Annotated in this window: 10 protein-coding genes; 3 read left to right on the top strand and 7 right to left on the bottom strand. The window is 71.1% G+C overall.

Annotated features, from left to right (window positions below):
• Window positions 1–231: 231 nt before the first annotated feature.
• Complete coding sequence (locus tag ACZ8ZB_RS14195) at window positions 232–687, top strand: GNAT family N-acetyltransferase (RefSeq protein WP_470738082.1); 456 nt, start codon at window positions 232–234, stop codon at window positions 685–687.
• 141 nt (window positions 688–828) lie between these two features.
• Here ACZ8ZB_RS14195 and galK read toward each other — a convergent pair whose 3' ends face one another.
• Genes galK through galT form a run of 3 tightly spaced genes read right to left on the bottom strand, consistent with a single transcriptional unit; the run spans window position 829 to window position 4,092 of the window.
• A complete protein-coding gene (galK, locus tag ACZ8ZB_RS14200) occupies window positions 829–2,001 on the bottom strand; it encodes a galactokinase (protein ID WP_470738083.1) in 1,173 nt (390 codons plus the stop codon).
• A 28-nt stretch (window positions 2,002–2,029) separates the two neighbouring features.
• Window positions 2,030–3,010 carry a UDP-glucose 4-epimerase GalE gene (galE, locus tag ACZ8ZB_RS14205; RefSeq protein ID WP_470738084.1) on the bottom strand — a complete coding sequence of 327 codons (981 nt, stop codon included), beginning with the start codon at window positions 3,008–3,010 and terminating at the stop codon, window positions 2,030–2,032.
• Window positions 3,007–4,092 (bottom strand): galactose-1-phosphate uridylyltransferase, encoded by a 1,086-nt coding sequence (gene galT / locus ACZ8ZB_RS14210; RefSeq protein WP_470738085.1) that lies wholly within the window; start codon window positions 4,090–4,092, stop codon window positions 3,007–3,009. Before galT ends, galE begins: the two co-directional genes overlap by 4 nt.
• Before the next feature lie 176 nt (window positions 4,093–4,268).
• Between galT and ACZ8ZB_RS14215 the strand changes: the two genes are divergently transcribed.
• Both ACZ8ZB_RS14215 and ACZ8ZB_RS14220 read left to right on the top strand, forming a co-directional pair.
• Entirely contained in the window at window positions 4,269–5,948 is a 1,680-nt protein-coding gene (locus ACZ8ZB_RS14215) for a sodium:solute symporter family protein (RefSeq protein WP_470738086.1), read from the top strand.
• A 21-nt stretch (window positions 5,949–5,969) separates the two neighbouring features.
• Window positions 5,970–6,281, top strand: a complete 312-nt coding sequence (locus tag ACZ8ZB_RS14220; protein ID WP_470738087.1) for a hypothetical protein — start codon at window positions 5,970–5,972, stop codon at window positions 6,279–6,281.
• 389 nt (window positions 6,282–6,670) lie between these two features.
• On the opposite strand, the gene ACZ8ZB_RS14225 is transcribed toward ACZ8ZB_RS14220, so the two are convergent.
• The 4 genes from ACZ8ZB_RS14225 to ACZ8ZB_RS14240 all read right to left on the bottom strand — a co-directional run bounded on the left by ACZ8ZB_RS14225 (window position 6,671) and on the right by ACZ8ZB_RS14240 (window position 13,353).
• Window positions 6,671–7,351, bottom strand: a complete 681-nt coding sequence (locus ACZ8ZB_RS14225; RefSeq protein WP_470738088.1) for a helix-turn-helix transcriptional regulator — start codon at window positions 7,349–7,351, stop codon at window positions 6,671–6,673.
• 206 nt (window positions 7,352–7,557) lie between these two features.
• On the bottom strand, window positions 7,558–9,465 hold the full coding sequence (locus ACZ8ZB_RS14230; protein ID WP_470738089.1) for an outer membrane protein assembly factor BamB family protein: 1,908 nt from the start codon (window positions 9,463–9,465) through the stop codon (window positions 7,558–7,560).
• 58 nt (window positions 9,466–9,523) lie between these two features.
• The gene (locus ACZ8ZB_RS14235; RefSeq protein ID WP_470738090.1) at window positions 9,524–11,278 is read right to left on the bottom strand and encodes an outer membrane protein assembly factor BamB family protein; all 1,755 of its coding nucleotides are present in this window, start codon (window positions 11,276–11,278) and stop codon (window positions 9,524–9,526) included.
• 266 nt (window positions 11,279–11,544) lie between these two features.
• Window positions 11,545–13,353: an ABC-F family ATP-binding cassette domain-containing protein gene (locus tag ACZ8ZB_RS14240; RefSeq protein WP_470738091.1), complete on the bottom strand. Its 1,809-nt coding sequence runs from the start codon at window positions 13,351–13,353 to the stop codon at window positions 11,545–11,547.
• Window positions 13,354–13,381: the final 28 nt, after the last annotated feature.

Genomic DNA, 13,381 nt, shown 5'->3' on the forward strand with positions numbered 1-13,381 from the left:
CACCGGCGCGGGTACGACGCCGAGGCCCCTGTCACTCACTCACCGGACGCAGGACGGGCCGCCGCAGCCGCACGGTCGCCGCCGCGCGACAACCGCCGCCCCCGCCTCGGACGCCGTACCCGACCGTCTCGCCCCCTGAACGGCGCCGGCCCCCACCGGCGCTGTCCATCAGCGTACGGGCGGGGGCCGGGAGCGGAAGGTTATTTGCAGAACTGGCGGCCTCGCGCGTTTATGGTGAGCCGCATGTTTCGTCTTGAGACAGAAGTCGACATGGCCCGACGTGATCTGCTCCACAAGAGGCTGAGGGACACCAACACGGCGGCCTCACCGGTCCTGCGCGCGCTGCGCGGGACCCCGGGCGAACGCGAGACGCCTTTGCACGTGTGGGCATGGGACGCGAACGGTGATCTCGCGGGCGGCCTGGTCGGCCACACCTGGACGGCCTGGCTGCACGTGACCTACCTGTGGGTCGACGCCCGCCACCGGGGAGCGGGACTGGGCTCCGGCCTCCTCGCGGAGGCGGAACGCGTCGCCGCCGCCGAACGCGCCTGCACGGCCTCCCGCGTGGAGACCTGGGACTTCCAGGCCCCGGAGTTCTACAAGCGGCAGGGCTACGAGGTGGTGTGCGTGATCCCCGACTACCCGCCGGGGATCACGGAGTACACGCTGACGAAGCGGCTGGGCTGACCGCGCCGCCGTCCGGGCCCCGCCGCTGCTCCCCGCCCGGCCCCTGCCCGCGGCGCCGTGCCGGGGCGGCCCTCCGCCCCGGCACCCGCTCCCACCGGAGTCCTCGCCGGCGCGGGGCTCGGACGTGTCCCTCGCCGGCCGTCAGCGCACCCGCCGCGCGCCCGCCGCCGGCACCGCCTCGAAGACCCGGGGGGTCTTGAAGCCGGCCGCCGCGAAGGCCTCCTCCACCGCCTTGGTGACCGCCGGGACGTCCGTCTCCTCCGCCAGGACGATGGCCGAGCCGCCGAAGCCGCCGCCGGTCATGCGGGCGCCGAGGGCGCCGGAGGCCACGGCGGTCTCCACCACCAGGTCGAGTTCGGGGCAGGAGACGCGGAAGTCGTCGCGCAGCGAGGCGTGGCCCTCCACGAGCACCGGGCCGATGGCGCGGGTGTCGCCCGACTCCAGCAGGGAGACGACCCGTTCGACCCGCTCGTCCTCCGTCACCACGTGCCGGACCAGCCGGCGGACCTCCTCCTCGTCGCCGAGCCGCTCCAGCGCCGCGTCCAGTTCCGCGTGCGGGACGTCCCGCAGGGCGTCGACGCCCAGCAGGGCCGCGCCCTTCTCGCAGCCGGCGCGGCGCTTGCCGTACTCGCCCTCGCTGTGGCTGTGCTTGACCCGGGTGTCGACGACGAGCAGGCGCATGCCCTCGGCGGCCAGGTCGAAGGGGATCTGGCGCTGGGAGAGGTCACGGGTGTCGAGGAACAGGGCGTGGCCGGGCTCGCAGCAGGCCGAGGCCGTCTGGTCCATGATGCCGACGGGGGCGCCGACGTAGACGTTCTCGGCGCGCTGGGACAGCCGGGCCAGCTGCCAGCCGCGCAGACCGAGGCCGAACAGGTCGTTCAGGGCGAGCGCGACGACGACCTCCAGGGCGGCCGAGGACGACAGGCCCGCGCCCGCCGGGACGGTCGAGGCGAGGTGGACGTCGGCGCCGGTGACGGGGTGTCCGGCCTCGCGCAGCGCCCACACGACGCCCGCCGGGTAGGCGGTCCACCGCTTGTCGGACTGGGGGGTCAGGGCGTCGACCGTCAGTTCCACGACCGGCCCGTCCACGTCGGCGGAGTGCAGCCGCAGGACGCCGTCGTCCCGCCGGGACACCGCGGCGACCGCGGTGTGCGGCAGGGCGAACGGCATGACGAAGCCGTCGTTGTAGTCGGTGTGCTCGCCGATGAGGTTGACCCGGCCCGGTGCCGCCCACACCCCGTCCGGTGCGGCCCCGTACAGCTCCTCGAACCGCTCGGCGACGGCCCCCGCGACGGTCTCGCTGGACTCGCTCATGCCCTGACCCCTGCTCCTTCGTGACGTTCTACTCGGCCTGTTCGGCCTGCTCGGCGCGCTGCTGCGCGAACTCCCACGCGTCCGCGACGATCCCCGCGAGGTCGGCGCGCGACGGGTTCCAGCCCAGCTTCTCGCGGGCGGTGGCGGCCGACGCGACCAGGACCGCCGGATCGCCGCCCCGGCGGGGGGCCACCACCTCGGGGATCGGGTGGCCGGTGACCCGGCGGACCGTCTCGACGACCTCGCGGACGGAGAAGCCGTTGCCGTTGCCGAGGTTGCAGATCAGGTGCTCGCCGGGCGCGGCGGCCCTCAGGGCGAGCAGATGGGCCTCGGCCAGGTCGGCGACGTGGATGTAGTCGCGCACGCAGGTGCCGTCGGGCGTCGGGTAGTCGTCGCCGTAGACGGAGATCGCCTCGCGCCGTCCCTGGGCCACCTGCAGCACGAGCGGGATGAGGTGCGACTCGGGGTCGTGCCGCTCGCCGTACCGTCCGTAGGCGCCGGCCACGTTGAAGTAGCGCAGGGAGACCGCGCCCAGTCCGTGCGCCGCCGCCTCACCGGTGATCATGTGGTCGACGGCGAGCTTCGAGGCGCCGTAGGGGTTGGTGGGGCTGGTCGGCGCGGACTCGACGATCGGGATCTGCTCGGGCTCGCCGTACGTCGCCGCCGTGGAGGAGAACACGAGCCGGCGCACGCCCGCCTCGCGCATCGCGCCGAGCAGCGCCATGGTGCCGCCGACGTTGTTGTCCCAGTACTTCTCCGGCTTCGCCACCGACTCGCCGACCTGCGAGAACGCGGCGAAGTGCAGCACGCCGTCGTAGGAGGGGTCCAGCCACTTGGCCGCGTCGCGGATGTCGCCCTCGATGAACGACGCGCCCGCGGGAACGCCCTCCCGGAACCCGGTGGAGAGGTTGTCGAGCACGACGACCTCGTGGCCGGCCTCCAGCAGATGCTGGGCGACGACACTGCCGACGTAACCGGCCCCGCCCGTCACCAGGTACTTCCCGCTCATGAACTCGCTACCTCTCGCAGTCGCTCGGCCGCGCGCTCCGGCGGCACGTCGTTGATGAACACGTTCATGCCGGACTCGGAGCCCGCGAGGAACTTCAGCTTGCCGGACGTACGGCGGATGGTGAAAAGCTCGAGGTGGAGCGCGAAGTCGTCGCGCGTGACGCCGTCGAACTCCTCCAGCGTGCCGAACGGGGCCTGGTGCCAGGCCGCGATGTACGGCGTCGGGGGCTCGCCCCCGCCTTCCTTCCCCCCGTCCCGCCCGTCGAAGATCCGGTCGAAGCGCTTCAGGAGTTCCAGGTACACCCGGGGGAACTCCGCGCGCGCCGCCTCGTCCAGTCCGAGCAGGTCGGGCACCCGGCGCTTGGGGTAGAGGTGGACCTCGTAGGGCCAGTGCGCCGCGTACGGCACGAAGGCCACCCAGTGTTCACCCTCAAGGACGATCCGCTCGTCGGCCAGCTCCCGCTCCAGTACGGCGTCGAACAGGTTCTCACCGCCCGTCGCCTCCTTGTGTGCGGCCACTTGGCGCAGTGTCAGGGCGGTGCGGGGGGTGGTGAAGGGGTAGGCGTAGATCTGCCCGTGCGGGTGCTGGAGGGTGACGCCGATCTCGACCCCCCGGTTCTCGAAGCAGAAGACCTGTTCGACGGAGGGCAGATGCGACAGCTCGGAGGTCCGGTCGGTCCAGGCGTCGAGCACCAGCCGCGCCTGCCGCTCGCTCAGACCGGCGAAGGAGGAGTGGTGGTCGGAGGTGAAGCAGACGACCTCGCACCGGCCCGAGTCCCCGGCCAGCGAGGGGAAACGGTTCTCGAAGACGACCACGTCGTACGACGAGTCCGGGATCTCGCTCAGCCGGTCGCCCTCGGAGGGGCACAGCGGACATTCGTCGGCCGGCGGGTGATAGGTGCGTCCCTGACGGTGGGAGGCGATGGCGACGGAGTCGCCCAGCAGCACGTCGCGGCGGATCTCGGACGTGGTGACGGTGGCGTCCAGAGGACGGCGGTCGACGGCGTCGCGGACGGTGTCGTCGCCCAGGTCGTAGTAGATGAGCTCGCGGCCGTCGGCCAGCCGGGTCGAGGTCTTCTTCACTGCCGCACTCCTCTACACCCACCCATCACTCAACACAAATAAACATAACACATCACAACCCACCAGCGAGCCCCGCTCGTCACGATCAAACAAAGAACATCACGGGAAGTGTTCGGCAATCGAACACCGAGGCATGGGTTCCGCACCGGATCAGTTCGCGAACGAAGCGAGTGTGTATGCAAACCCCCACATACCTGGCCGCAGAGCTTCGACTCCCCACCAACTGGCTGGACTACACGATCCTCGGGATCTACTTCGTCGTCGTGCTGGGCATCGGCTTCGCCGCCCGCCGCTCGGTCAGGACCAGCCTCGACTTCTTCCTGTCCGGCCGCTCCCTGCCCGCCTGGGTCACCGGTCTGGCCTTCATCGCCGCCAACCTCGGCGCCACCGAGATCCTCGGCATGGCGGCCAACAGCGCCCAGTACGGCGTCTACACGACCCACTGGTACTGGATCGGCGCCATCCCCGCGATGGTCTTCCTGGGCCTGGTGATGATGCCGTTCTACTACGGCAGCAAGGTCCGCTCGGTCCCCGAGTTCCTGCTGCTGCGCTTCGACAAGGCGGCCCACCTGCTCAGCTCGGGCCTCTTCGCGGCGGCGGCCATCCTGATCGCCGGCGTGAACCTGTACGCCCTCGCGATCGTGGTCGAGGCCCTCCTCGGCTGGCCGCAGTGGGTGGCGATCGTCGTCGCCGGCTTCTTCGTCCTGGCCTACATCACCCTCGGCGGTCTGTCCTCGGCGATCTACAACGAGGTCCTGCAGTTCTTCGTCATCCTCGCCGCGCTCATCCCGATCACGGTGCTCGGCCTGAAGAGCGTGGGCGGCTGGGACGGCCTGTCCGACTCCCTCACCCAGGCGCGCGGCGACGACTTCATGACCGCCTGGGGCGGCACCGGCATCGGCAGCGACAACCCGCTCGGCGCCAACTGGCTGACCATCGTCCTCGGCCTCGGCTTCGTCCTCTCCTTCGGCTACTGGACGACGAACTTCGCCGAGGTGCAGCGCGCCCTGTCCGCCAAGAACCTCTCGGCGGCCCAGCGCACCCCGCTCATCGCCGCGTTCCCGAAGATCTTCATCGTGTTCCTGGTGATGATCCCGGGCCTGGTCGCCGCCGTGCTGGTCCCGGCGATCGGCACGGCCGACTCGGACCTGCAGTACAACGACGCGATCCCGTACCTGATGCAGCAGCTCCTGCCCAACGGCGTCCTGGGCATCGCCGTCACCGGCCTGCTGGCCGCGTTCATGGCCGGCATGGCGGCCAACGTCTCCTCCTTCAACACCGTCTTCACCACCGACATCTGGGCGAAGTACGTGGTGAAGCACCGCGAGGACGAGTACTACGTCCGCTTCGGCCGCCTGATCACCGCGATCGGTGTCCTCGCCTCCATCGGCACGGCCTTCCTCGCGTCCTCGTTCTCGAACATCATGAGCTACCTGCAGACGCTGTTCTCCTTCTTCAACGTGCCGATGTTCGTGGTCTTCATCATCGGCATGTTCTGGAAGAGGGCGTCCATGAAGTCCGGCTTCTGGGGCCTGCTCGCCGGCACCACCGCCGCGATGGTGAACTACTTCTGGATCTACAAGCAGGGCATCATCGACATCCCCTCCGACCAGGGCGCCAACTTCGTCTCCGCGATCGCCGGCTTCGTCGCGGGCGCGGTGGTCATGGTCGCCGTGTCGCTCTTCACGGCCCCCAAGCCGGCGGAGGAACTCGAGGGCCTGGTCTACGGCACGCGTTCCCCCGGCATGGCGGAACCGCCCGCGGAGGGCGACGACGCGTGGTACCGGAAGCCGGCGCTGCTGGGCTGGGGTGCGGTGATCCTGGCCGCCGCCTGCTACATCCCGTTCTCGTTCTGACCGCGGGAGGATGGAGAGAACATGTCCGAGCACTACTCCGAGCGTGAACTCCAGCAGGAGGTCTCCGAGCTGGAGACCAGGTCCACGACGGCCGCACGATTGTTCGACATCCGGCGGATCATCGGCGGACTGTTCGTCGTGTACGGCGTGATCGTCACGATCGCGGGCCTCACCGCGTCCGACGCGGACCTCGACAAGGCGGAGGGCGTCAACATCAACCTCTGGACGGGGCTGGGGATGCTCGTCCTGGGCCTGCTGTTCCTCCTCTGGCTGAAGCTCAGGCCGACGGCTCCGCCGCCGCCGGACGCCGTTCCGGGGGAACGGGAGGAGTAGGCGGGGTTGCACGGGACGCGCGCCCCGGCGCCCGCGGGGTGCCTCCCCCCGGAGCCTCCCCATCGCCCCAGTGTCACGACTGCCCGCGGGAGCGGTCGGCGTGGTGAGCCGCTGGCCGCGGGGAGGAAGACGGGTGGCGGCGTACGGCGGGGAGGGGGCGGGGCGCGGTGGCCACCCGCGGCGGCCGGCGCGTCCGCGCCCTCGCCTTCCCGGGAGACGTGATCCGCGCCGGTCCGAGGACGGACACCCCCGACGCGGCCCCGGTCCACCCACCGCGGGCGCTCCGCCCGCCCCCGCCGAAGCCGCACAGGCGCCGCAGGCATCCCGCCCGCCCCGCGCCGCGGGCACCACACCCGCACCCCCACCGGACCGGGCCCCGCGCCGCGGGCCTAGGCGCCGCCCCCCACCGGCCCCGCCCGGTCCAGCAGGCCCGTCCGGGCGGCCAGAGCCGCCGCCTCCAGGCGGGAGCCCACGCCCAGTTTCATCAGGACGCGCTGGACATGCGTCCGGGCCGTGGACGGCGCGATGCCCATGCCCGCCGCGATCAGCCGGGTGTCCTCCCCGTCGGCGACCCGCACCAGCACCTCCGCCTCCCGAGGCGTCAGCATCCGCAGCAGCCGCGCGCCCTCGTCGTCCGGCTGCGCCGCAGGATTCAGCAGCTCCCCGAACGCCCCCTGCAGCAACTGCGGCGCCACGGCGGCCTCCCCCGCCCGCGCCTTCGTGATCGCCCGCTCGACCCCCTCGATGCGCTCGTCGTGCCGCACGTACCCCGACGCCCCCGCCGCGAACGCCGCCGCGATGCCCCGCGGCGACGGCACCGGTCCCAGCACGACCACCGCCACCTGCGCCCGCTCCCGCTTGATCTTCACCACCGGATCGAACGCTCCCGCCGCCGCGGGCGCCGCCGTCCCCAGCAGACACACCTCGGGCGCCCTGCTGATCACCAGATCCGCGGCGCCGGCCGCCGGCGCGGCCGCCGCCAGCACCCGGTGCCCCCGCAGCTTCAACGCCGAGGCCAACGCCTCGGCGAGCAATCGGTGGTCGTCGACCACCATCAGCCGCGCTCCCATCGAACAACCAACCCCCCATGACAACGCACCCCAGGATGCCCCCGGAAGCTACACGCTTGTTCGACGTCGCGCTCCCCCTACCGGCGAGAATCGCCCCGGATCGCCGAAATTCTCGCATTCGACGGCGATGGGCGGATGACGCGCGATACGCCCGCGGCCCCGTCCCTGACCAGGGACGGGGCCGCGGAAAGCAACGAACCGGACGATCAGCTCGTACCGAAAGCGATCACGAGATATTCCTTCTCGTCCGAAGCCGACGAGAAGTCACTGGCGTAGGCACCGGACATGTACAGAGCGCCCCGCGAGAACAGGATCTCCGCGTATTCGGGCGACATCCGCGACTCGACGTCCCGCACGGTTCTCGTCGCCGGGTTCTCCATCAGCGTCGTCTGCTCGAAGGTCCCCCCGTCGATGCTGACGACCTGCCCGCCCTTGTCGTACGGCGGACGCTTGTACGCCAGGATGTTGCCGCCGTCCATCCGCAGCGGGGTGATCGTGTAGCCGTCACCCGCGTCGGCACGCTGCCCGGTCTGCTTGCCGGTCGCCAGGTCGAAGGCGACGACCTCGTTGGTCTGGACGTACGACTCCCCGCCGCCCTCGTGCTCCTCGGTCGCGATGTACAGCCGGTCGTCGCCGACCGCCAGCCCGGTGCACTTCTCGAGCTTGTAGATGCCGTCGCAGCGGGCCGCGTACTCCTCGCCCGGCGCGGAGATGCGCGTGCGCAGCTTGCCGGTCCTGCCGTCGATGGAGAAGAAGTCCGAGATCCCGCTGCCGTCACCCGCGGACTCGTTGACGTCGGCCGCCACGACCAGCGGGTCGGTGGAGACGACGGCGGCGTACTCGATGCCCTCGCCCATCTCGTAATCGGAGATCACCTTCCCGCTCTTCGGGTCGATGGTCTGGATGTGCAGCCGCCGCTGGTCGTACGAACCGCACTTGCGCACCGCGACGAGCTTCTCGCCGCCGCCGTACCCGGAGTCGAAGCAGGAGTCGGACGTCTTGGGCGCCCACAGCTGCTTGCCGGAGGCGATCTCCCATGCGGCGCCGCCGCTGGAGCTGCCCGCCGCGACGGTGCCGCCGCTGAGGGTGACGTTGTTGAAGCTGATCGGCATGGTGCCGGACTTGGCGGTCTTGGTCCACACCTCCTTGCCCGCCGCGAGGTCGATCACCGCGAGCTGCGTGCAGGCCTGCGGGTTCTCCTTGGTCGGCATGGCGGGCTTGAAGATGATCGCCGTCCTGCCGTCCTCGGTGACGCGGTTGGTGGCCTCGCACACCGGTCCGGGCAGGTCGATCGTCCACTTCTCGGTGCCCTTGGCACGGTCGTAGCCGACGATCTCGGCGATCCCGCTCTTGGCGTACACCGTGTCGGTCACCCAGGAACCGGAGGTGGGGATGCTCGTGGTGCCCTTGGGGACCTTGGGCGCGGGCACCTGGAACAGCACCTTGGAGCCGGTGTCGGCCGGCGCCTTCTCCTCCGCCCCGGAGGAGGTGCCCCCGGAGCCGCCGTCCTTCCCGCCCTTGCCGCTGGTGCCGCCGGAATCCGCGGTGGTGTTCTTGTCGTCGTCCTTGCCGGAGGAGGCGTACCAGACGCCGGCGCCGACGATCAGGGCGATGGCCACGACCGCCGAGACGATGATGGCGGCCTGCGCGCCGAACTTCTTCCCGCCGCCCCCCGGCTGCGACTGCATCGGCATGGTCGGCGGCTGCGGGTGTCCGTACCCGGGCTGCCCGTACGGCCCCGGCTGCTGCGGATACCCGTACGCCCCCGGCTGCGGCTGCCCCGGATACCCGTACGCCCCCGGCTGCGGCTGCCCCGGATACCCGTACCCGGCGGCCGGCGGCTGCTGCGGATACCCGTACCCGGGTCCCTGCGGAGCCGACGGCGGCGCGACCGGCGGCTGCGGGGCGGCCGGCGGCTGCGGGGCGGCCGGCGGCTGCGGGGCGGTCGGGGCCGGCGGAGTCTGCGGATACCCGTATCCGGGCTCCGGGGCCTTGCTGAGATCAGGCCCGCCGGGCGCGGTCGGCTGCGGCTGCGGAGGCTGCGCGGGCGGCTGCGGCGGTCCGAACCCCGGCTGCTGCGGAGGCTGGTTGGGCGGCGGGGGCGGCTGGGTCATGACGTGAGCACCTCGGGGAAGGGGACGACGGGCGACGGGAAGGGGACGGGAACGGCCCTCACTTGCCGTAGGCGAGCATCAACTTCTCCTTCGACTCGTCATTGCCGGTCAGCCGGGTGGTCGAGATGTAGAACCGCCCGTCGGCCCAGTCGATCGACTTGCTGAAGAAGCTGTTCTCGATGCTCGCGACGCCCTGCGGGTTCTTCAGCAGCTCGGCCGGCTTGTGGTCGCCGCCGCCGACGGGGATGGCCACGACCCGCCCGCCCGCGTCGTACGAAGGGTCGACGTAGGCGATGAGCTTGCCGTCCTCGACCTTCATCGGCTGCATGGACTCCTCGGCCGGGGACTTGACCCGCCACTGCTCCTTGCCGTTGTCGAGGCCGATGGCGACGATCTCGTTGGCCCCGGTGGTCGCCTTGGTCGGCAGGTAGAGGGTGTTCCCGTCGACGACGACGCCCTCACAGCCCTGGAGGTCGCGCGCGAGGATGGCCCAGCCGCAGCCGGGAGCGAAGTCCTCGTCGACGGTGACCTGGGAGCGGAACTTCCCGCTGCCGGTGAAGGCGGAGATGTTCCAGGCCTTCTTCTCCTCGTTGGTGCTGTAGACGACCACCGGGTCGACGGAGTAGGCACGCTCGATGCGCCACCCCTTTTCGAACTTCCGGGTCCACTTCACCTTGCCGGTCTTCGGGTCGAGCTCCTGGAGCTCGTCGTGCTCGTTGGTGCCGCCGGCGCCGCAGGACGCGACCTGGAGCAGCCGCTCACCGCCCGCGAAGGCGGCGGGGAAGCAGGGGGCGTCACCGTACTTCTTCGCGTCGAACAGCTTCTTGCCGCTGGTCATGTCGTACGCCGTGCCGGACTGCGAGCGGCCCACCATCAGCGTGTTGCCGGCGAGGGACATCTCGATGGAGAGCACGGAGTCGAACAGCGCGCCGTCGGCGACCTCCTGCGTCCAGCCCTTCTCGCCGGTGTCGAGGTCGACGAGCTGGAGCTGGTTGCACTTGGCGCGGTCGCTGCTGCCGCTCATGTAGGCGATGACGACCTTGTTGTCGGACGTCGCCTCCTTCGTGACCGCGCAGATCTTCTGCGGGAAGGCGAGGCTGTCCCAGGTGGGCTTTCCATCGCCGACGTTGTAGGCGAAGAGCTCCTTGTAGGCGGCCTTCACGGCCGTCTTGTCGGTGATCCACATGCCGGGGGCGTCGGCACCGGAACCGGGCGCGTCGGGCGCCTCCTTGTACCAGAGCACCTTGGACTCACCGGCCTGGCGGCCCTCGTTGAGGTTCTCCGGGTCCTCACCGCCGTCACCGCTGCCGTCGCCCGGGTTGACCGGGGCGCCGGAGCTGCCGCCCGGCTCGGGGTCGTCGGTCTGCTGGGCGACGGGCTTCTCGTCCTTCTTGCCGTCGTCGCCGGAGACGGCCCACACGGTGCCGCCGATCGCCAGCAGCGCGGCCACGGCGGCACCGATGATCATGACGGGTTTGCCCTTGAAGGGGCTGCGGGAGCCGGACCCGCCGGGCGGCGGCGTGCCGGGCGCCCCGGGGAACTGCGGCTGCGGCGGGTGTCCGTACCCGGGCTGCCCGTAGGGCCCCGGCTGCTGCGGCTGTCCGTAGGGCCCCGGCTGCTGCGGCTGCCCGTAGGGGCCGGAGGCGTACGGCCCGGAGTTGTACGGTCCCGGCTGCTGCGGATACCCGTACCCGGGCTGCGGCGGGCCCTGCGGCGGCGGAGGCGTCTGCGGAGCCCCGAAACCACCCCCCGGCGGCGGATCCTGCGGCGCTCCGAAGCCGCCCTGCGGCGGCTGATTGGGCGGCTGAGTCATCAGCGCGTTCCCCCTTGCTCACTGATTTTTAGCCACGCCCTGAGGTATGCGATGAACCCAGAGTCGTATTCAGACGTTTCTCAGACTGGCCCCTTTGTATCACCCGGCGCCGACACGCAACCGGGCCGCGTCCTCCCCTGTTCCCAAGGGAGGACCGGCCCGTGATGCCCTTGTTACGCGCGGGAGGTCCCCGGGGGATCCCCCCGGAAAGCACAGCACTCCCTCTTCACGCCACGCGCCCCCGGCACACCGGGCGGCGGGTCGGCTCAGGCGTCCTCGGCGAGTTCCAGCCAGCGCAGCTCCAGCTCGTCCCGCTGTCCGGCCAGCTCCCGCAGCTCGGCGTCGAGTTCGGCCACCTTCGCGAAGTCGGTGGCGTGCTCGGCGATGGCGGCGTGCAGCCTGGTCTCCTTCTCGGAGACCTTGTCGAGCTGGCGCTCGATCTTCTGCAGTTCCTTCTTGGCGGCGCGCTGGTCGGCGGCGCTCTTCTCCGGGGCGGAGCCCTGGGGCGCCGCGGCCGGAGCGGAGGCCGCGGCGGCCTCCTCCATCCGCTTGCGCCGCTCCAGGTACTCGTCGATCCCGCGCGGCAGCATTCGCAGGGTGCCGTCGCCGAGGAGGGCGAACACCCGGTCGGTGGTGCGCTCGACGAAGAACCGGTCGTGGGAGATGACGATCATCGAGCCGGGCCAGCCGTCGAGAAGGTCCTCGAGCTGGGTGAGGGTCTCGATGTCGAGGTCGTTGGTGGGCTCGTCGAGGAAGAGGACGTTGGGTTCGTCCATCAGCAGCCGCAGCAGCTGCAGCCGCCGCCGCTCACCGCCGGACAGGTCCCCGACCGGGGTCCACTGCTTCTCCTTGCTGAACCCGAACGTCTCGCACAGCTGCCCGGCGGTCATCTCGCGCCCCTTGCCGAGGTCGACGCGCTCGCGCACCTGCTGCACCGCCTGGAGCACCCGCCAGGTGGGGTCGAGCTCGGCGACCTCCTGGGAGAGGTAGGCGAGCTTGACCGTCTTGCCGACGCGGACGTGACCCCCCGCGGGCTGCGTCTCCCCCTCGCTCCGGGCCGCCTCGGCGAGCGCCCGCAGCAGGGACGTCTTGCCCGCGCCGTTGACCCCGACCAGACCGATGCGGTCGCCGGGTCCGAGCTGCCAGGTGACGTGCTTGAGCAGCACCTTGGGTCCGGCCTGGACGGTGACGTCCTCCAGGTCGAACACCGTCTTGCCGAGCCGCGAGGAGGCGAACTTCATCAGCTCGCTGCTGTCACGGGGCGGGGGGACGTCCCTGATCAGCTCGTTGGCGGCCTCCACCCGGAAGCGCGGCTTGGACGTCCGCGCGGGAGCACCGCGCCGCAGCCAGGCCAGCTCCTTGCGGACCAGGTTCTGCCGCTTGACCTCCTCGGTGGCGGCGATGCGCTCGCGCTCCGCGCGGGCGAAGACGTAGTCGGAGTAGCCGCCCTCGTACTCGTACACGTCACCGCGCTGCACGTCCCACATGCGGGTGCAGACCTGGTCGAGGAACCAGCGGTCGTGGGTGACGCAGACGAGCGCGGACCGGCGGGTCCGCAGGTGCTGGGCGAGCCAGGCGATGCCCTCGACGTCGAGGTGGTTCGTCGGCTCGTCGAGGACGATCAGGTCCTGCTCCTCGATGAGCAGCTTGGCGAGCGCGATGCGCCTGCGCTCACCGCCGGACAGCGGCCCGATGACGGTGTCCAGCCCTTTGGGGAACCCCGGCAGGTCCAGTCCGCCGAACAGCCCGGTCAGTACGTCCCTGACCTTGGCGTTCCCGGCCCACTCGTGGTCGGCCATGTCGCCGATGACCTCGTGCCGGACGGTGGCGGCCGGGTCGAGGGAGTCGTGCTGGGTGAGCACCCCCAGCCGCAGCCCGCCGGAGTGCGTCACCCGCCCGGTGTCGGCCTCCTCCAGCCGGGCCAGCATCCGGATGAGGGTGGTCTTGCCGTCCCCGTTGCGCCCCACCACCCCGATCCGGTCCCCTTCGGAGACGCCGAGGGAAATCCCGTCGAGCAGCGCGCGCGTGCCGTACACCTTGCTGACGTTCTCGACATTGACCAGATTGACGGCCATTTCTCTCCTGCCCGGTGGATCGCTCAGC

It is taken from the genome of Streptomyces sp. 12E, assembly GCF_055633275.1.

What these genes read in the sequence shown, in the direction of transcription:
- ACZ8ZB_RS14240 (WP_470738091.1), bottom strand. Translation starts at nt 13,353, where the DNA reads ATGGCCGTCAATCTGGTCAATGTCGAGAACGTCAGCAAGGTGTACGGC.
- ACZ8ZB_RS14225 (WP_470738088.1), bottom strand. Translation starts at nt 7,351, where the DNA reads ATGGGAGCGCGGCTGATGGTGGTCGACGACCACCGATTGCTCGCCGAG.
- ACZ8ZB_RS14220 (WP_470738087.1), top strand. Translation starts at nt 5,970, where the DNA reads ATGTCCGAGCACTACTCCGAGCGTGAACTCCAGCAGGAGGTCTCCGAG.
- galE (WP_470738084.1), bottom strand. Translation starts at nt 3,010, where the DNA reads ATGAGCGGGAAGTACCTGGTGACGGGCGGGGCCGGTTACGTCGGCAGT.
- ACZ8ZB_RS14230 (WP_470738089.1), bottom strand. Translation starts at nt 9,465, where the DNA reads ATGACCCAGCCGCCCCCGCCGCCCAACCAGCCTCCGCAGCAGCCGGGG.
- ACZ8ZB_RS14195 (WP_470738082.1), top strand. Translation starts at nt 232, where the DNA reads ATGGTGAGCCGCATGTTTCGTCTTGAGACAGAAGTCGACATGGCCCGA.
- ACZ8ZB_RS14215 (WP_470738086.1), top strand. Translation starts at nt 4,269, where the DNA reads ATGCAAACCCCCACATACCTGGCCGCAGAGCTTCGACTCCCCACCAAC.
- ACZ8ZB_RS14235 (WP_470738090.1), bottom strand. Translation starts at nt 11,278, where the DNA reads ATGACTCAGCCGCCCAATCAGCCGCCGCAGGGCGGCTTCGGAGCGCCG.
- galK (WP_470738083.1), bottom strand. Translation starts at nt 2,001, where the DNA reads ATGAGCGAGTCCAGCGAGACCGTCGCGGGGGCCGTCGCCGAGCGGTTC.